Origin of the sequence: Wolbachia endosymbiont (group E) of Neria commutata, assembly GCF_964026735.1 — a bacterium.
GTDB lineage: Bacteria > Pseudomonadota > Alphaproteobacteria > Rickettsiales > Anaplasmataceae > Wolbachia.
This window is the reverse complement of record NZ_OZ034692.1, coordinates 14,399-32,605: the sequence shown is the minus strand read 5'-3', so window position 1 is coordinate 32,605 and position 18,207 is coordinate 14,399. Positions and strand designations below refer to the sequence as shown.

Annotated in this window: 18 protein-coding genes; 13 read left to right on the top strand and 5 right to left on the bottom strand. The window is 34.7% G+C overall.

Features of this window, described 5'->3' with window-relative positions:
- Nucleotides 1-47: 47 nt before the first annotated feature.
- Entirely contained in the window at nt 48-266 is a 219-nt protein-coding gene (locus AAGD89_RS00160; RefSeq protein ID WP_341808362.1) for a hypothetical protein, read from the top strand.
- Here the strand turns inward: AAGD89_RS00160 and AAGD89_RS00155 are convergent.
- Nucleotides 253-543, bottom strand: coding sequence for an HU family DNA-binding protein (locus tag AAGD89_RS00155; protein WP_341808361.1), 291 nt, complete (start codon nt 541-543; stop codon nt 253-255). The two genes, AAGD89_RS00160 and AAGD89_RS00155, sit on opposite strands and share 14 nt — an antisense overlap.
- A 252-nt stretch (nt 544-795) precedes the next feature.
- Here AAGD89_RS00155 and AAGD89_RS00150 point away from each other — a divergent pair, with 252 nt between their 5' ends.
- From AAGD89_RS00150 to AAGD89_RS00120, 7 genes are all read left to right on the top strand, one after another.
- Nucleotides 796-1,410: an ankyrin repeat domain-containing protein gene (locus AAGD89_RS00150; RefSeq protein WP_341808360.1), complete on the top strand. Its 615-nt coding sequence runs from the start codon at nt 796-798 to the stop codon at nt 1,408-1,410.
- A 23-nt stretch (nt 1,411-1,433) separates the two neighbouring features.
- Entirely contained in the window at nt 1,434-1,883 is a 450-nt protein-coding gene (locus tag AAGD89_RS00145) for a DUF2924 domain-containing protein (RefSeq protein ID WP_341808359.1), read from the top strand.
- Complete coding sequence (locus AAGD89_RS00140; protein WP_341808358.1) at nt 1,880-2,398, top strand: recombinase family protein; 519 nt, start codon at nt 1,880-1,882, stop codon at nt 2,396-2,398. Before AAGD89_RS00145 ends, AAGD89_RS00140 begins: the two co-directional genes overlap by 4 nt.
- A complete protein-coding gene (locus AAGD89_RS00135; RefSeq protein ID WP_341808357.1) occupies nt 2,347-2,943 on the top strand; it encodes a recombinase family protein in 597 nt (198 codons plus the stop codon). Before AAGD89_RS00140 ends, AAGD89_RS00135 begins: the two co-directional genes overlap by 52 nt.
- Nucleotides 2,944-2,960: 17 nt before the next feature.
- Nucleotides 2,961-3,500, top strand: coding sequence for a hypothetical protein (locus tag AAGD89_RS00130; protein ID WP_341808356.1), 540 nt, complete (start codon nt 2,961-2,963; stop codon nt 3,498-3,500).
- Between the two features lie 289 nt (nt 3,501-3,789).
- On the top strand, nt 3,790-4,809 hold the full coding sequence (locus AAGD89_RS00125) for an IS110 family transposase (RefSeq protein WP_341808235.1): 1,020 nt from the start codon (nt 3,790-3,792) through the stop codon (nt 4,807-4,809).
- Between the two features lie 698 nt (nt 4,810-5,507).
- Entirely contained in the window at nt 5,508-7,118 is a 1,611-nt protein-coding gene (locus AAGD89_RS00120) for a hypothetical protein (protein WP_341808355.1), read from the top strand.
- A gap of 24 nt (nt 7,119-7,142) precedes the next feature.
- Here the strand turns inward: AAGD89_RS00120 and ltrA are convergent, their stop codons facing one another.
- Nucleotides 7,143-8,393 carry a group II intron reverse transcriptase/maturase gene (gene ltrA, locus AAGD89_RS00115; RefSeq protein ID WP_341807935.1) on the bottom strand — a complete coding sequence of 417 codons (1,251 nt, stop codon included), beginning with the start codon at nt 8,391-8,393 and terminating at the stop codon, nt 7,143-7,145.
- Nucleotides 8,394-8,929: 536 nt separating this feature from the next.
- On the opposite strand from ltrA, the gene AAGD89_RS00110 reads away from it, so the two are divergent.
- The 3 genes from AAGD89_RS00110 (at nt 8,930) to thyX (ending at nt 11,534) form a co-directional block, all read left to right on the top strand.
- Nucleotides 8,930-9,220 carry a hypothetical protein gene (locus AAGD89_RS00110; RefSeq protein WP_341808354.1) on the top strand — a complete coding sequence of 97 codons (291 nt, stop codon included), beginning with the start codon at nt 8,930-8,932 and terminating at the stop codon, nt 9,218-9,220.
- 124 nt (nt 9,221-9,344) lie between these two features.
- Nucleotides 9,345-10,667 (top strand): UDP-N-acetylglucosamine 1-carboxyvinyltransferase, encoded by a 1,323-nt coding sequence (gene murA, locus AAGD89_RS00105; RefSeq protein ID WP_341808353.1) that lies wholly within the window; start codon nt 9,345-9,347, stop codon nt 10,665-10,667.
- A 9-nt stretch (nt 10,668-10,676) separates the two neighbouring features.
- Nucleotides 10,677-11,534 carry an FAD-dependent thymidylate synthase gene (thyX, locus tag AAGD89_RS00100; protein ID WP_341808352.1) on the top strand — a complete coding sequence of 286 codons (858 nt, stop codon included), beginning with the start codon at nt 10,677-10,679 and terminating at the stop codon, nt 11,532-11,534.
- A 46-nt stretch (nt 11,535-11,580) separates the two neighbouring features.
- Here the strand turns inward: thyX and AAGD89_RS00095 are convergent, their stop codons facing one another.
- Entirely contained in the window at nt 11,581-12,060 is a 480-nt protein-coding gene (locus AAGD89_RS00095; RefSeq protein ID WP_341808351.1) for a hypothetical protein, read from the bottom strand.
- A 158-nt stretch (nt 12,061-12,218) separates the two neighbouring features.
- Between AAGD89_RS00095 and AAGD89_RS00090 the strand changes: the two genes are divergently transcribed.
- Nucleotides 12,219-13,382, top strand: coding sequence for an aspartate kinase (locus tag AAGD89_RS00090; protein WP_341808350.1), 1,164 nt, complete (start codon nt 12,219-12,221; stop codon nt 13,380-13,382).
- A gap of 73 nt (nt 13,383-13,455) precedes the next feature.
- Nucleotides 13,456-14,505, top strand: coding sequence for a rod shape-determining protein RodA (rodA, locus tag AAGD89_RS00085; protein WP_410541854.1), 1,050 nt, complete (start codon nt 13,456-13,458; stop codon nt 14,503-14,505).
- 27 nt (nt 14,506-14,532) lie between these two features.
- On the opposite strand, the gene der is transcribed toward rodA, so the two are convergent.
- Both der and AAGD89_RS00075 read right to left on the bottom strand, forming a co-directional pair.
- Complete coding sequence (gene der, locus AAGD89_RS00080) at nt 14,533-15,870, bottom strand: ribosome biogenesis GTPase Der (protein WP_341808348.1); 1,338 nt, start codon at nt 15,868-15,870, stop codon at nt 14,533-14,535.
- A gap of 130 nt (nt 15,871-16,000) precedes the next feature.
- Complete coding sequence (locus tag AAGD89_RS00075; protein WP_341808347.1) at nt 16,001-18,121, bottom strand: tetratricopeptide repeat protein; 2,121 nt, start codon at nt 18,119-18,121, stop codon at nt 16,001-16,003.
- Between the last annotated feature and the right edge of the window lie 86 nt (nt 18,122-18,207).

The window sequence follows — 18,207 nt, the reverse complement described above, 5'->3', positions numbered from 1 at the left end:
TTTGGGCTGGGGATTTCTACCTGATTTTATCAGCAACTTGCTTCACGTTGTTTCGCAGGGGGTCTACTGATCAAAAAGCTATAGAATTTAATCTAACCGAATACCATGTGAATTGCAAAAATAGCTCAGATCCAAAACAGGATGATCCAATTCACGAACTAGAAAGCCATATTTTAGTATTTTATCCAGGAGTTGTTACGTGGCACGAACATAAGCATTTGAATCGGCCTTGGAAAAACACACAATCAATAGTTATGTTTCGTTGATAGATTCTTTCAGTGCTTCACTTATGCTGAATTTGATTCCTTTATGTTGTGGTATAGTCATAAGCTCACCGGTCTGTGGATTACGTGATTTTCTTTCTTTGCGATCTACAGTATGTAAAGTGCCAATTTTTTGCAGATTAAGCCTATATCCGTCAGATAAAGCGCATTTCGCAACATCAAGGATAGCATCGTATATTTCATCTACAGTAGCTTTCTTGATAGATAATTTTTTTGCAACTTCATCAACAATGTAAGTTTTACCACAAATTTTACTCATAAGATCCACCAAATTTCTAGAAATAGGATATTTGTCTTCCATAGTCAAAGGTTTTTTCAGCTAAAATATCATTTATTCAATATGTTAATAATATATAACAATATCCTAATATATATTAAAAAAGTATTAGCGCGCACTCCCTAATTGTGAAAATAACTTGCTTTTCGCTTTTTAATAGAATATGCTAGAATAATAGCAGTAAATAAAAGAAAAAAAGCTGCTGTTGAAAGAGGCAATTTTGTGAGGGTAATCATGAGTAAATTAGACAAAAAACTTCAAGAATTATTAGCAAACTCATTTTATGGGATTAATGAAAAAGATGAGAATGGCGAAACTGTACTACATTTAGCAGCAAGATTTTCTAATTATGAAAGAGTAAAACTACTAATAGAAAAAGGAGCAGATGTTAACGCGAAGAATAATGAAGGGGAAACACCATTACATTCTGCTGCATTCAGTGGGAAAGTAGAAAGTGTGAATGCAATGATAGAGGCGGGTAGCAATGTTAATGCCACTGATTATGAAGGATATACACCACTACACTTAGCAAGCATGATGAGCTGTACAGGTAAAGTAAGAGCACTAATCAATGCTGGAGCAAATGTTAATGCTAAAAGTTATATAGGAAGGACACCGCTTCATCAAGCTGTAATTATGAATAAACTGGAAAATATTAGAGCAATATTAGAAGCAGGAGGTGATCTGAATGTCAGAGACCATAAGGGGTATAGACCAATAGATGTAGCTTATATGGCCGGTGTTAAAAATATAGTGGAGGAGTTGATAGAATATGAAGATAGCAACGAGTTAGCATATAAAGATAGCACCGAATTAGTAGAGCTAAAGAGCAAACAGTATAAATTTTAAAAAAGGAGGGAAAGTAAATTCATATGAGTTTATGTTTCAGAAAACAATCTGTAGAACAAGAGATTTCATCTTTGTTTGGAAAAACAGCACAAGAGTTGCGTAAGGTATGGAAGAAGTATTTTCCATCTGAAGCACCGCCATATTATAAGAAATATTTGATAGATAAAATAGCATACAGGATGCAGGAGATAGAATATGGAAAATTATCTAAGGAGGAAGAAAGGAAGCTCAACTCTCTAGCTGATCGAGCAGAACAAGGTAAAAAGGTAAGTGGTGATGAACTTCTGCCAGGAACAAAGCTTATCAAAGAGTACAATGGAAAAAATCATGAAGTCCTAGTAACAGATATGGGGTTTATATATGAAGGCCAATTTTTTACATCACTGTCAGCAATAGCAGGGAAAATAACAGGAATGAGCTATAATGGGCCGCGCTTATTTGGGTTGAGAGAAAAAACTAGGAAAAAACAATGAATAAAGAAGTAAGATGTGCAATATATACCAGAAAATCTAAAAAAAGTGACCCTGAACAAATCTTGAACAGTTTAGAGGCGCAAAGGATGGTATGTGAAGAATATATCAAAAAGCAACAAGGATTTATAATATTAGCAAAGAAGTACGATGATGATGGTAAGTCAGGAGAAAATCTAAAAAGATCAGCAATTAGTGAATTGCTTTGTGACATCAAGAAAGGAGAAGTAGACTGTGTGGTAGTATACAAGCTTGATCGGTTATCACGAGATACAGATGATGGAGAAAATATTGGCAAATTGTTAGGGAAACATGGAATTAGGTTGATAGCAGTAACTCAGCCATTTGACCTGGATACATCGATGGGAAGATTTATGCGAACGATTCTTGCAGGTCAAGCTCAACTTGAAAGGGAAATGATAGTTGAACGAGTACTAGATAAAATAGCACTGTCCAAACAACGTGGATGGGAGGAAGTGTACCACTGGGGTATGATGCAAAAGATAAGAAGCTGGTAATCAACGAAGAAGAAGCAGAAGTAGTAAAGCATATTTTTAAAAGATTTATTGAGTTGAAATCAATGACTCTACTGACTAAAGAATTAAACAGCCAGGGATATAGAACAAAAATACGTCTATGTAAGTCAGGAAGACAAGGAAGTGGATTGTTTGGAACAGCAGCAGTACGGGCAATAATAACAAATTTAACATACATAGGAAAGGTAAAGCATAAAGATAAGTGTTGCCTGGGAATACACAAAGCAATAATAGAAGAAGATGTGTGGAATAAAGCACAAACTTTAATAGAGAAACGTCCGAATTACAAAGAAAAATATGAGGAAGGAATACTAAAGGGAATAATACGTTGTCAGTTGTGTAATGCGAGTATGATTCCAACATACACCAAGAAACCGAATAAGCTCTATAGGTATTACGTATGTGATAATCAGGTAGAAAGAAAGCTCTGTCCATCAATGAAGAGAAGGATATCAGCAGGAGAAGTGGAAAGGATTGTGATAGAGAAACGAGGTATGTTAACTCTATTAGAGGTTCAGGGGTATTAGAAGAAATATGGGAAAACTTGTTTCCACTGAAGCAAAAGGAAATAATCAGAAAGTTAGTCAGGATGGTATGGGTGAGAGAAGGTGGAATAGAGTTACTTATTGGAGTAAAGGAGTTAGAAGAGGTGAGAGAGGAGTACCCAACTGATATGGAAACTAAGACGAAACAGGGAGACTGTAGACAATTTGAGGAAGTAAATGGAGAAATATCGCTGTTTGTGCCATGTAAGCTAAGAAGAGAAGCAGGTAAATGTACAATACTAGAGCCAGAAAATGAGCAGTACACAAAGAAAGATAATACTTTACTAAAAGCGCTAGCAAATGCCCATCTATGGCAACGACAGCTCAATAGGGGAAAATATGCGAACATAAGGGAACTTAGGAAAGAAAAGAAGCAGGACCCACATAAAATCTTGAAGCTTAATCTTCTTGCTCCAGGAATAAAGAGGGACATATTAAATGGAAAACAACCAAGGCATTTGAAGTTGGCGGATTTTAAAAAGGAAAAAATACCAATTTTATGGAGTGAGCAATTGAAAAAGTTTTATGGCCAGTATTAAAGCGGGAAAAGGAAAGGCAAGAGGTACAGAAGCAATTATTAGAGTTTTAGATAACTTATATAATATATTAATTTGTTGTTTTTTTTGTTATCGTGTTGATGGTATTATAAATATATATAGCAATTTTTGCGCGATAAAGTTAATAAAAAAATAACATCTGTATCTGTAAACATACTGTAATTGCTATTGAATGATGGAGATACATACTCCATTATTTTAGCACGAAGTAACAAATTCAATGAATTAGTTCTTCAAAAATAATTTAAACTTTTACAGTAGGAGTAGTCTCATGAAATATTATAGCGGATTAGATGTCTCACTCAAAGAAACTTTTATTAGCATCATTGATGAGAAAGGAAAAATTGTTAAAGAAGAAGTTGTTTCAAGTGAAAGCAGCACAATAGCTAAATTTCTGCTTAGTCAAAGCAAAGAATATGAATCCATAGGAATAGAAAGTGGACAATTATCAATATCGATGTGTAAAGAATTAAGGGATTTTGGGTTACCAGTAATTTGTGTAGATGCAAGACATATGGCAGCAGCGTTATCTGCAAGAATCAATAAGAATGATAAAAATGATGCAAGAGGCATAGCACAAATGATGAGAGTTGGGTTATACAGAGAAGTATGGGTAAAATCAGATGAATCTTGCCAAATCAAGATAGCAGTTGGAAGCAGAAGACAATTAATATGTAGCAGAGAGCAAATTGTAGGAACAATGAGAGGATTATTGAAAATACATGGGATAAAAATTGGTCAAAGTTCTAGTTTTGCGAGTTTCTCTTTAAAAGTACAAGAAATGACTAACAACCTAGATGAAATTAGCAAAAACTCAATTGAATCATTAGTACATAGTCTAGAAACAATAGAAGAATCAATAGGAAAGCTTGATAAAATACTTTCAGAGCAAGGCAAAAAAGACGAAGATTGTAAATTATTAACTACTGTACCAGGAGTTGGTATTATAGTAGCAATGACATATAAAGTTGCAATAGATGATCCGTATAGGTTTGAAACATCTTATGCAGTTGGAGCCTATATGGGATTAAGCCCAAGGCAGTACGCTTCTGGGGAGATTAATTGTCATGGAAGTATATCAAAAATGGGGCCAGTGGAATGTAGGAATATGTTGTACGAAGCTGCGCAAACCTTACTGACAAGATGTAAAAAGACATTTAAATTGAAGAGCTGGGGATTAAAGCTTGCAAAAAAGAAGGGTATGAAGAAAGCAATTATTGCTGTAGCAAGAAAACTATCTGTAATTATGCATAGGATGTTGGTTAACAAAACAGAATTTTGTTATCAGTAAATGCAAGAAAAATAGATAATTTCATGTAAAGTAAAGATAGCAATGCCGATGGAAGGGATAAGCAAGAATTCCGGTTGAAGCATAGACTTCGTTGTAAACATATTGCCGTCCACTTCCGCCCTAACAAGTATAATGCGGCTTGGCAAATTAAAGTTTTAGCCATATCAGATCGCGGAGAGAACCATGGAAAGCATGCTACTTTCAACTTATGTAAAATTATCAAGAGTTGTGGAGGAAAATATGAAGCTTTAGATTTAACAAGTTAATGAATATGTGCATAAGTACTTTTAATGTGTGTAGGCGTACTTATGCACATATTTATTAACCACATCTATTTAAAAAAGATTAATTAAAAATGTAGTACTGGTATTTTATTTGCTAATAAAACGATTTTTAGTTGAATAAAATAGTACAATAGTAAGTAAAAATTTTATTAGAGCTGAATTTCGCACTAGAAAATATTTTTAGTGATATAAAAAATTATTATTGACTTTTATGCAATTAGAGAACCTATTTCTATTTTTCAAGAAATAGGAAAAGAAGCAGATCCTTTAAAAAAAGGAAATCTTCAAGAGCTACTAAACAAACTAAGGAATCTTTACCCTAGTGAGTTAAAAGTAGGAGCTTCAGTTGCAAAAGGGGATAATCTTTTTGATTCAATAGCACAAAGATTAAATGAGCTCAAAAATGAAGGTAGTGTGAATTATGAAGGCATATTTACCGTAAAATCCTTGCGAAAAAATTGTGCAGATTATGCATTTCAAAATAGAGGACATGCCAAATTCTTCGCTAAATTGATAGACAGAAAAAATGCTGTTCTTGATGATTATTTCGTTTCTCAGAAAGATACCTCAGGTAAAGCAATGACTGTTGACAGGAGCATTGCTGATATTCAATACGATGAATGTGTGATAAATGAACAGGCAACCTATCAAAAGTATATAAATGATATTCAATATACTGCGGAAGAAATTGGTAATACTGAAAGACATGCTCCTATATGGGGAAAACCAGAGCTTGAAGGAAAGATGATATGTTATAAGTATGGTATTAAGCTAGAGGTAATAGAATCAAGAAGTAATGGGCTTGATGAACCTATTAGAAATGAATATGGAATTGGTGAAAAGCGCATTACTATAGTAAAATATAATGAACACTTTGTACCTCTTCTCAGCAGTATTTCACAGGATGTGACAAGAGATCAAGAAGTGTCAAAGAGTGTGGTTTATGGTACTCCACTTAATCGACAACTGCCAATAAAACGAAAGGGTGATGGACAGAACGAAGAAGTAGGTGTGGCAAAAAAACCAAGATATGACAACCAAAACGTAATAGGGAGTGAATTAAAAAAGTCAAAGAAATTCATAGAAGATCTTTTCGATAAACAGTCTGACAATGTGCAAAAAATCATTGAACAATTGTATGGGTATGATCCCGTTCAGAGAGTGATCAATCCTTTCCAGACAAATCTTGAGAATCATTTTGTGCATTATGGAAATCCTTGTGGATTTTTCTCGATGTTTTATAAGAAATTGTCTAATCCAAATAATTTACCGAGTTTACAAGATTTTGCTACCGAATTAGCGAAGTTATGGATAAAGTTATTAAGCAATAATGCAATAGAGCTTCAACTGGTGGAAATTTCTGGTACGTATAACAGCTTATCAAAGCTGTCTGCATATGTGTTAAAAGGACCATCTTCAGCGACATTTAAGTTGTTAATTACTGGCTTGGCAAATCGAGCAAAAGGTAAAGATTTTAATGCTCAAGAGATTGCCAATATTTACAATGCTTTATCAAAGTGGGTGAATAATGATAATGTAGGTGAATTTAAGCCTCTCATTACTCAATTAGCAACTCAAGCTAAGGATAAAGATTTTAATGCTCAAGCAATTGCAAATATCTACAATGCTTTATCAAAGTGGGTGAATAATGATAATGTAGGTGAATTTAAGACTCTCATTACTCAATTAGCAGATCAGGCTAAGGATAAAGATTTTAATACTCAACATATTGCAAACATTTACAATGCTTTATCAAAGTGGGTGAATAATGATAATGTAGGTGAATTTAAGACTCTCATTACCCAATTGGCAGGTCAAGCTAAGGATAAAGATTTTAATACTCAAGAGATTGCTATGATCTACAATGCTTTATCAAAGTGGGTAACTAATAACAATATAAATCTATTTAAGCCTCTCATTACCCAATTGGCAGATCAAGCTAAGGATAAAGATTTTAATACTCAAGAGATTGGGAGAGTAGACCGGTGGAACTTCCCCACCAGTCTCTCGCAGAACTGTGCATGAACCTCGCGACTCACACAGCTCCCATTATTCAGTCTTTTGCCCTAAACCAAGTGTCCAGTGGTAAAAAGTATTTGGCTCTTCTTTCCTCATTTTTCCTAGAAGTTGCCTTGCTAGTCTTCCATGATTTCGAAGCTTCTTATACTTTCTTCTGACCCACTTTTCTAGGTGCCGCTCTATGTTTCTCAGAGGTTTGTATATCTCTTTCCTGTAAAACCTGCCATAGTACTGATACCAGCCTCTGACTATTGGATTTACTATCTTTGATATTTCCTCTGATGTTTTGTGTGTATTTCGTAGTATTTTCCATGACCTTATGGTTGTAGTAATATTTTTCTTGGCCTTGTTGCTAATCGCAGGAAGAAATGAAACAAAATGCTTTCCTATTTTATTTCTTGCTAACCTGGGTCTAAATGTATAACCCAGAAAATCAAAACTTTGTTTAGGAAATTCACTTTTCCTATTGTCATCCTTGCAGTACACAATTTGTGTCTTTTCAGGATGTAATTTTAGCTTATACTCAGCCAATCTTTCTTCTATTGCTACCCTCATAAATTCTGCCTGCCTACTACTCTTGCAGTGCACTATCGCATCATCTACATACCTCTCAAATGCTATTGTTGGGCACTTTCGTCTCATCCACTCATCAAATACATGATGCATAAATATGTTTGAGATCAGCGGGCTTGTTGAACCTCCTTGCGGAACTCCTTTTTCCCTAACTACCTTACCGCCATCTGCTTGCTGAATTGGAGCTTTTATCCATCTTTCAACATACAGTATGACCCATTTGCAGTCTGTGTGCCTTTTGATAGCTTGCAATGCCAACTCGTGGTCCAAATTGTCGAAAAATCCTGCTATATCAAGATCTATCGTCCAATCGTACCACCAGCATCTTTTCCTCGCAGTTCCTACCGCATCCAGTGCAGATTTGTTTGGTCTATAACCATATGAATCTTCATGAAACTTCGGTTCTACTAACGGTTCTAGATACATTGTAGCTGCTGTCTGCGCTATCCTGTCCGATACTGAAGGAACACATAAAATTCTTTGTCCCCCTCCCGTACCTTTTGGTATTGCTACAGCTTTTACAGGCTCTGGAAAATAACTTCCAGATGACATCCGATTCCATAGTTTATAGAGATTATCTTTTAGATCTTCCTCAAACTTTGTTATCGAAACCTCATCTACACCAGCAGCACCCTTGTTTTTGGACACTTGTTTATAAGCTCTCCTAATAAGTTGCTTCGGTATATCAAAAGACTTTGTTTTATTCATTTACTCCTCCCTTTCGGTTGACAAATAACTAAAACTGAATAACTCAGCCCCTTCGCTCCATTCCCATTACAGAAACTTCTTCACTACTACGAGCTGATCCGCCCCTGTTTTCCGTATCGGTACTCTCACCCTTGGAGTTTAGCTCCTTGGATTTCTCCCTTATCATCGAAACGACAGGTTCCCGTAGTTCCACACAATAGCCTGAAATAGATTCATGCCACCTCTATGCCGGACGCCATCTACCCAGTAAACAAGTTCCTGATAGACTTATCCCAGGTTAATCAAGACCCCCTGGTTTTGACGCCACCTAATTGTTTTCGACACTTCATCAGTGGTTCACTTTCGTTCATCTTTCTATTCCATACATGACGCATAATTACGCCTTTTCCATAATGCTCACTACCTTGGCTCTTTACCAAAGCAGCTTATGGTTGTTTGAAGCCTGCTCTTGTAAACCGGCTTCGAGGGGCCCACCCTCATCTATTGCGTAGCTTTTGCACTTAGTTTGCTCTTTTCAGAACATTCTTTGTGTCTCTATGGCACACCTTGATATACAACTCAAGTTGGTCCAAGAGTATAGTGAGCACATAGATCATTATACTTCATATTTAGCTAAAATTGTTATTAAATCGACTTTGCATATAGCTGCTCAACAAATTTTAAATGATAATTGTAATCCTAAAATTAATACTTTGGTCGAGCTATCTATGAGGCAATTGATTAACAACCTTGCACGTTCAGCTTTAGTCAAAGTAGTGAATGAGCAAAAGCCATCATCTTCACTATGTGATGTAGCATTATCTGGTAATGTGATAAAGCGAATGTAGAATTCAAGTAGCCCTCCTTTTATTATCTTGTTCCCCTACACTGGGTTGACAAAAAAGAAAAAGCAAATTTTTGCCTTTTACAATCAATTCACTATACTTATTTAACAAGACCTAGCTTAATTAAATGCATAAGATATTAATAAGAAATAACTGCAAACCCCTGATTGGAAAAATCAAGATTAATGGTTCAAAAAATGCTGTTTTGCCTATAATGGCAGGAAGTTTGCTATGTGATTCTCCAATTACTTTGTTCAATGTTCCTGACTTGGTTGACGTACAGATAATGATTAACTTACTAAAAAACCTTGGAGCAGAAGTGAAATTTACTCACAATAAAGATTATAAAGCAAATCATACTTTGGGAATTGACTGTAGCAATATCAACAATTACATAATATCGCACGAAACTGCAAGTAAACTGCGAGCCTCTTTTTTAATGCTAGGCCCAATGCTTAGCAAATTTGGTGAAGCAAAAATAACACTTCCTGGAGGGTGCAACATCGGAAAGCGTCCTGTTGATATGCACATCAAGGCATTAGAAGAAATGGGAGCTAAGATTGAAATAAATGGCAATAATATAATAGCAACAGCAAAAGGAAAATTGCAAGGAAGAGAAATAACATTTGAAAAAATCAGTGTTGGAGCAACAGAAAACATAATCATGGCAGCGACGCTTGCTGAAGGAACAACAACGATAAATAATGCTGCAATTGAACCGGAAGTGCTTGATCTTATAGACTTCTTAAAAAAAGTGGGAGCTGATATAAATGCTCATGACAACAGAATTATAATAAAAGGAGTGGAAAAATTAAACGGATGCACCCACAAAATAATACCAGATCGTATAGAAGCTGGCACATATGCACTCGCTGCCATAATAACTGGTGGTGAGCTAAAATTAGAAGGAATAGGTATATCAGATATAAAATGTATTATACATGAATTGGAAGCTATAGGGACTAATATTGAATCTCTTGCGGCTATAAATGCCATCCAAGCAGCTGATACTGGGATCCAGAATAATGATGGAATTATCGTCTCCAGAAAAAATGGTCATATTAACTCTATTAATATCGCAACAAACCCTTATCCAAATTTTCCAAGTGACATGCAACCTCAACTAATGTCTGTAATGTGCGTTGCTGAAGGAGCTTCAATAATTGAGGAAAATATTTTTGAAAATAGATTCACCCATACAAATGAGTTAAGAAAATTAGGTGCTAATATTAGTATAGAAAAAAATAAAGCTACTGTAATTGGAGTAAAAAGCCTATCTGGAGCTAATCTATGCGCTACTGACTTAAGATCAACAGCAGCTTTGATCCTTGCTTCTTTGGTAGCAGGTGGAGAAACTATAATAAGCAATGCCAACCACTTGTTTAGAGGGTATGAGGCAATGCACGAAAAGCTCAATTCATGTGGAGCTGATATTTCTATTTTTATGTGAGGTTACTTTATGGATGAAGAATTTTATACAACTAAACGCGCCACAGTAAAAGAGATAGATGAAATTCTATATAAAGAACATAAGGGGCTGGATCATGGATTTATTCGAGTAATAGATTATATGGGCTCTGATAACGCTATAGTCCAAGCTGCTCGTGTTTCGTATGGAAAGGGAACGAAGCAAATTAGTCAAGATGAAGCACTCATCAAGTATTTAATGAGACATCATCATACCACGCCATTTGAAATGTGTGAAATTAAGTTTCACGTGAAACTTCCTATTTTTATTGCAAGGCAATGGATAAGGCATAGAACTGCAAATGTAAATGAATATTCAGCAAGATATTCAATACTTGACAATGAATTTTATATACCCAAACCAGAACAAGTTGCAAAACAATCTGATAATAATAAACAAGGTAGCGGGGAAGCTTTTGATTCGGATATTTCAAGCGAAATAATAGATTCTCTAACAAATGACTCTAATCTTGTATATTCTCATTATGAAAAATTTATTGAGCATGGGCTTGCAAGGGAAATAGCACGTACAAATCTAACGCTTAATTACTATACACAATTTTACTGGAAAATAGATCTGCATAATCTTCTTCATTTTTTGAGACTTAGAGCCGATAAGCATGCCCAATATGAAATCAGAGTCTATGCTAAAATTATGCTGGATATAGTAAAAAAATGGGTTCCATTGGCTTACAGCGCCTTTGTTGAATACAATTTAGACTCTGCCTGTATTTCAAAAAAAGGGCTAGAAATAGTTCGAAAATTAATCAAAGGAGAGAAAATCACCAGAGAGGAAAGTGGAATTGGTAAAAGAGAATGGGATGAACTGATGCTCATACTTGATAAATAATTTTTAAAATAAATGGAAGTGCAGCGCACTTCCATCTTTTATAATCTTATCTTTTTTTCCATAATGCAAAGCGATCCTTAATAGAAAGAAGAGATGGGTCGTGGATTTCACTGACCGTAGTGGCTTTCTGTTTTTTGCTGCCTTTTCCTTCCGCTTTTGAAGTTTTACGCTTAATTGCTTTTTCTAATTCTTGTGTAAGCAAATCTTGATCTTTATTACGCTTAATTGCATTAGGAAGTTTCTTAGCTTCTGTTGTTTTTTCATTTTTAGTAGTCTTTTTCAAGTTACCTAGCTGTAAAGCTAAAGCATCACCCATAGGCTTATTAAATCCATTGAGCGAAAATTGCATTCCTAAAGAAGGTAGAGGAGGAGGTGGTGGAGGTGGAACAATGCCTCTCAGTCGTTGAGATAGTAGAGCGCATACGTCTATTAAAGCCTGCGTTTGTTTATCACTTATCTCATTTATTTTACCGCCTGAAATTTCGTTGAGAATATCAATTAGTTCTTTATGAGTTGATGTTGTCATTTTTTACCTCCATAATTAATATATATCAGCCAAAGCTAGTGCGGATGCTATATATTTTTTGCCTCTAATGGATTAATATTAGCACTAACTTTATTAAAAATTATTTAACCTCTATATAAAAACTATATTTTTCCTTAGAAGAAAGCTATATTGTAACTATGGACAACATAATTGTAAAAAAATTTGGCGGAACGTCTTTGACTAATTTGAACCGAGTTGCAAATTTGATAAAAAACGACGTTGAGAAAGGCTATAGTGTAGTTGTTGTTGTATCTGCGATTGGAGGCTTGACTGATGAAATGGTTTGTCAGGCTAAACAAATCTCAAATCTAAGTTCTAGGCAAGAGTTAGCAGAATATGATGTGATGCTCTCTGCAGGAGAACAGATATCTTGTGGGTTATTGACGATTACTCTCCAATCTATTGGTGTTAATGCTAAATCGTGGCTCGCCTGGCAATTACCAATTATAACTGACGGTTTTTATTCTGGTTCTAAAATTAAAACAATAGAGACAGATCATCTAAAAAGATCTTTCGTTGAAGGTTATACTGTTGCAGTCATTGCTGGTTTTCAAGGTGTATATGATAATAGAATTACTACCTTTGGAAGAGGTGGCTCCGATATATCAGCAGTTGCCTTGGCGGTAGCTTTTGATGTTAAGATTTGCAAAATTTTTACTGATATTGATGGAATATATACAGCTGATCCAAAAATTGTTCCAAAGGCACGTAAACTCAAATCTATCTCTTATAATCAAATGTTGGAAATGTCGTCATCTGGTGCTAAAATCTTACATAATCGTTCAGTACAACTTGCAATGAGACATAACATTAAAGTGCAAGTGCTTTCTGCTTTTAAAGAAGTAGAAGGTACTACAGTAGTAAATGAGAAAGATGCACTAGAGAAATACTTGATTACAGGAATAACTCATAGCGCTAATGAAGCTCTTGTAACTTTTACTAATATTGCTCATATCTTGGGTATTCTCAAAGATATAGCAGGAGCAAACGTTAGAATTGATATGATACATGGGTCAAGTTTTGTCGTTTCAAAATTTGATGTTGATTTAATAAAAAAAATACTGAATGAGAATACAAATTATATTGTAAATGATGGGGTAGCTAAAATTTCAATCATTGGCATTGGTATTATGTCTAATACTGAAGTTATGCATCGTACACTAAAGGTTTTAAGCGAAAAAAAGGTAGAAGTGCTCGCTATTGCAATGTCTGAAATAAAAATTAGTATAATCATTCAAAAAGTACACGCTGAAGCTTTAGTTAGAGATTTGCATACTGAACATGAACTTGATGATTTATAGGTTTATTTTATTATACTTCAGAATATAAAAGATTTTTATTGTGAGCAGGATCGGAAAATCTTATTGGCTACTAATGATTAATGTGATTGCCTTATTTTCTATCGGCATAGCTGTTCAATACTCTTCTGCTGGCGGGAAATGGGTGCCGTTTGCGGTACATCAATTAGTCATATTTTTCGTCTTTTTCTTATTAGCTATAACTATGTCATTTATAGAGCCAGACTTTTATCTGAGGCATGCTTATTTTTTTTATACATCATCAATCATTTTGCTATTATTTGTAAACTTCTTTGGTGCACACATCATGGGTGCAACAAGGTGGATAAGAATAGGATCCATTAGCTTACAACCATCAGAGTTTGCAAAAGTCAGCTTAATACTTGCACTTGCTCGTTATTTTGATAAGCAAAGTATATATAAAATAATGGAATTTAAAAAATTGTTTAAAGCGCTCATAATTATTTTCCTACCGGTGTTCTTAGTATTAAAGCAGCCTAATTTAGGTACAGCTATAATAATGCTACTCGTAGTAGCATCAATTATATTTACTGTGATAATAAAAAGATCTCATTTAGTAATTTGTGGGATACTTGGCATATTTTCAGCACCAACTATTTGGCCTTTTTTACACTCTTATCACAAGAAAAGAATATTGTCATTTTTAGATTCATCAGTGGATCCGCTTGGTATAGGTTACAATGCGCAGCAATCTCAAATAGCTATTGGTTCTGGGGGACTACTTGGCAAGGGTTTCGTTAATGGAAGTCAATCTCAACTTGGATTTTTACCAGAAAAGCACACAGATTTTGCTTTTGCTGTGCTGAGTGAAGAGTGGGGATTTTTAGGTAGTATGGCTTTAATTTTACTCTATACCTCATTGCTAGTCATAATATTCTCTATCGCTTATAGATCTAAAAACTATTTTTCTAAGGTGATATCTATCGGAATTTTTGCTTTTTTTGGTGCCCATTTTTTCATAAATATCGGAATGACAATAGGACTTTTACCAGTAATAGGCGACCCATTACCATTTTTATCCTATGGGGGAAGCACAACATCTGCAAGTTTAATATGTGTAGGGTTACTGCTAAATTCTGCAGCGTCTATTAGAAAGTTAAGCTAAATCTTTGACGTCATTTATAAGCAGATTTTAGGAATTATTATATTTCACATAGGGATTTTTATTTTTTTTCAAAAGCAGCCTAACTGGTACACCATCTACAAAGAAATTTTTTCTAAGATCACTAATTAAATAGCGCTTATAACTTTCATCAACATCTTCAGGTATGTTACATATCAAAGAAAAAGCAGGAGGTTTAGTACCAATTTGAGCAATATATTTAAATTTAATAACTCTATTTTTTACAAGCGGATGAGAATGTTTTTCTACAGCATCTATAAGCCATTTATTAAGTTTCGCAGTGCTAATCTTTTCATTTAAAGATTCATTTATTTCAAGACATTTATCTATTACATCACTGCAGCGCATGCCCTTAAGTGCAGATATTGTTATAGTTGGCACTTTCAAAAATAGCCTGGTTACTTCTTGTTGTTTTACAAACTTTATTAATTTACTTCTGTCATTCTTATTTATTAGATCCCACTTATTTAAAGCAATGATGATCCCTTTACCTCCTTTGATTGCAGCTTCTCCAATGGATAAATCCTGTTGTTCAATGCCAAGCAGAGAATCCAGCATCAAAATCACAACGTGAGAACGCTTAATTGATTCCAAGCTTTTTTCAACAAATCTTGATTCTAAATCATCTGTGACATTTGCCTTCCTACGAATCCCTGCAGTGTCAATTAGAGTAATCAATCTACCATTATGATCGTATACAATATCTACAGAATCGCGTGTTGTGCCTGGCTCTGCACTCACTATGACTCTATTTTCTGTCAATAAGCTATTTAAAAAAGTTGACTTTCCAACATTCGGGCGACCTATGATTGAAATCCTTAACTTGCTAGATTTATCTTCAGTTAATTCGCTATCTTCATTCAAATTTTTAATAGTATTGGCTAATGCATCATAAAGATCAACCATGCCAAGGTTATGCTCAGCGGAAATATATACCGGGCCAAGAAATTTAAAAAACTGCAAATAATCAACATTTTCTGATCTATGACTTTCGCATTTATTTGCTATCAATATTACAGGTTTATCCGTTTTTCTCTTCAACCATTTTGCAAATTCTTTGTTTTGCTCATTTTGCACTTTTGCATCAACTAGAAAGAAAATGATGTTTGAGTTGGATAGAGAAAATCCTATTTGCTCAATAACTTGCAGTGAAAAATTAGTTTGGTCATTCCAGCCACCTGTATCTATTACTCTAAATTCTAGATCACTGATTCTACCTATTCCTTCTCTTCTATCTCTTGTCACCCCTGGGATATTGCTAACTACTGCCGCTTTCCTTCCCACTAACCTATTAAAAAGAGTTGATTTACCGGCATTTGGTAGGCCTATTATGGCAATTTCTAACATGACAAGGGAAACACTCCTAAAAGTAGAGTATATACAATATAGCTCCATAATCAATGATCAGTTGATTTTTTAACTAAATTACTATATTATTAATATACAAGCTAAAGCAATGAATGTGAGAAGTATAATTTTAGAAGAACGATCGTGGGTGAGAAGCAGCGTGTGCAGAAGTGGAATCAAGAGTACTATTTGGTTTATTGCGATTTTTAACTCCTAAAGCTATCTTCTGACATTCACTTTCTACTGCTGCTGCTTTTTTATATAGTGCTTGTGCTTTTTGTGTATCTTCTAAACCATTATAAGCATCGGCAAGACCTTCTAACACTTTTTGAATAGTAGGGTTAACATCTCCTAGATACTTTTTCAAAATAGGCAAAGCTTCCTCTAACGACTCCTTCTGACTTTGATAATCTTTTAATTCACCATAGGCATCACCTAAATTTCTTAACGTCTGACCTATTTGAAGGTGACCAGTTGGATAATTCGTTTTTTGCTCTGCTAAAGTTTTTTTTAGTTGCTTAATTAAAGCTACGTTAGTTTTTTTCAATTTTTCTGATGTTTTAACCATAATAGGATCGTCAGAACCATAATGCTTCTCTTCTATAGCTAAAGCTCTTTTAAACGATTCTTTTGCTTTGTTGTAATCTCCCAAAGGATGATAAACATCGCCTAAATTACCTAACGCTTTAGCTATTTTAACAACATCAGAACCATGATACTGTTCTCTGATTTTTAACTCTTTTTTATATGACCCAATTGCGTCTTGAAAATCATCCAAATTATAGTAAGTATCACCTAAGTTACATAAAGCTTCAGCTACTTCAATGCTATTAGGATTATCTCTTTCTTTACTTGCTAAATCTTTTTTATAAATTATTAATTCTTTTTCGTATGATTTTTGTGCTTCCTGAAGATTTTGTAAAGCATAGTAATCTCTATCTAAATTACCTGACACTTTAGTTACTGCGACATCGTAAGAACCATAGAATTTCTTATAAATATGCAGAGCGCTTTCATGTAAATCCTTTGCTTTTTTGTATGATTCCTTTGCTTCATTTTCTTTTTGCAAACCTGCCAAAGAGTAGAAAACACTACCTAATACATTCAATGTTATGCCAACTTCAATATGCTCAGAACCATAAACGTCTTTATAAATCGGCAAAGCCTTTTCAAATGATTCTTTTGCCTTCTGAAGATTTTCTATCTTCTGAAGGTCTCTTGCCTTCTGAAGTTCTTCTGCTTTCTGAGGATCTTTTACCTTCTGAAGATCTTCTGTCTTCTGAGGGTCTTCATAATCGAGGTATACCCTGCCCATGTTACGCGATACTAAACCTACCTTAATGTCACCAGAGCCATTAAGCTCCTCAAAAACAGGCAAAACCCGTTCAAACGCCTCCTGTGCTTTTGGATAGTCTCCCAAAGCGTGGTAAATGCTACCAAGATTATTTAATATGTCAGCCATTTCTGCTTCTGGTACGCAGATAATCCGCTTGCTGATTTCTAAAACCTTTTCATCACATTTTTTTACTTCCTCAGGATTTTTCAAGTCATAATTAGCGTTGATCAATTCATGCAGCATATTAGCTGTTTCTAATTGCATGTTTTTGTCGATATTTACAATCTTCTCATAATACTCTTTTACCTTCGGATGATTAGAACTATAATAATCGTTGACAAATTCGTACAGCATTTCAGCTGTTTCTAATCGCACATTTAAAGCTTCCTCATAATACCCTTTTGCTTTCTTAAGATTCTCACTACTCTCTTTTTCTCCATAAAGATCCTTCAAGCGATAATGAACATTGCCCAATTTGTGCAACGTTTTAACTGTTTCTGTAGAATTGACCCATTTTTCATCAAGGTTATTTTTATCAAAACCCTTCAAGCTATAATTAGGTTCGCCCCACTTGCGTAACATTTTGGCTATTTTTTCATGATCAGCACCTTTTCTACTTATTGCCAAAGCCGTTTCAAGGATTTCCTTTTGTTTTGTATAGCTTTTAATCCTATCTTTATCTTGTTCTTGATATTTTCCAAACTTGCCCCAACCTTCAGCAAAATCTCTTAGTGCTATCACTAATGGAATAGCTGTTTGTTGACGATCAGGATCACTATCATGAGTATAATGACTTTTTGCTATTTTTAACTGCCTAGATAATTCCGATATTTTTAAACGCGCTGCATCTGCATTTTGTTGTCTTATAGGAACGACCGGACGCTGCCAAGAAGGCCCTGGATTAGATGTAAACATAAAATACCCCCTATTTTCACCTTGGTCTATTCTGTTAAGTAATCATACCAAAATAAGCAAAATATGTCAATTAAAATTGCTGTATT

Excerpts from the sequence above, each read along its gene's own strand:
- AAGD89_RS00155 (WP_341808361.1), bottom strand. The coding sequence starts at position 543 with ATGAGTAAAATTTGTGGTAAAACTTACATTGTTGATGAAGTTGCAAAA.
- AAGD89_RS00150 (WP_341808360.1), top strand. The coding sequence starts at position 796 with ATGAGTAAATTAGACAAAAAACTTCAAGAATTATTAGCAAACTCATTT.
- AAGD89_RS00145 (WP_341808359.1), top strand. The coding sequence starts at position 1,434 with ATGAGTTTATGTTTCAGAAAACAATCTGTAGAACAAGAGATTTCATCT.
- AAGD89_RS00140 (WP_341808358.1), top strand. The coding sequence starts at position 1,880 with ATGAATAAAGAAGTAAGATGTGCAATATATACCAGAAAATCTAAAAAA.
- AAGD89_RS00135 (WP_341808357.1), top strand. The coding sequence starts at position 2,347 with ATGGGAGGAAGTGTACCACTGGGGTATGATGCAAAAGATAAGAAGCTG.
- AAGD89_RS00125 (WP_341808235.1), top strand. The coding sequence starts at position 3,790 with ATGAAATATTATAGCGGATTAGATGTCTCACTCAAAGAAACTTTTATT.
- ltrA (WP_341807935.1), bottom strand. The coding sequence starts at position 8,393 with ATGAATAAAACAAAGTCTTTTGATATACCGAAGCAACTTATTAGGAGA.
- AAGD89_RS00110 (WP_341808354.1), top strand. The coding sequence starts at position 8,930 with ATGGCACACCTTGATATACAACTCAAGTTGGTCCAAGAGTATAGTGAG.
- murA (WP_341808353.1), top strand. The coding sequence starts at position 9,345 with ATGCATAAGATATTAATAAGAAATAACTGCAAACCCCTGATTGGAAAA.
- thyX (WP_341808352.1), top strand. The coding sequence starts at position 10,677 with ATGGATGAAGAATTTTATACAACTAAACGCGCCACAGTAAAAGAGATA.
- AAGD89_RS00095 (WP_341808351.1), bottom strand. The coding sequence starts at position 12,060 with ATGACAACATCAACTCATAAAGAACTAATTGATATTCTCAACGAAATT.
- AAGD89_RS00090 (WP_341808350.1), top strand. The coding sequence starts at position 12,219 with ATGGACAACATAATTGTAAAAAAATTTGGCGGAACGTCTTTGACTAAT.
- rodA (WP_410541854.1), top strand. The coding sequence starts at position 13,456 with ATGATTAATGTGATTGCCTTATTTTCTATCGGCATAGCTGTTCAATAC.
- der (WP_341808348.1), bottom strand. The coding sequence starts at position 15,870 with ATGTTAGAAATTGCCATAATAGGCCTACCAAATGCCGGTAAATCAACT.
- AAGD89_RS00075 (WP_341808347.1), bottom strand. The coding sequence starts at position 18,121 with ATGTTTACATCTAATCCAGGGCCTTCTTGGCAGCGTCCGGTCGTTCCT.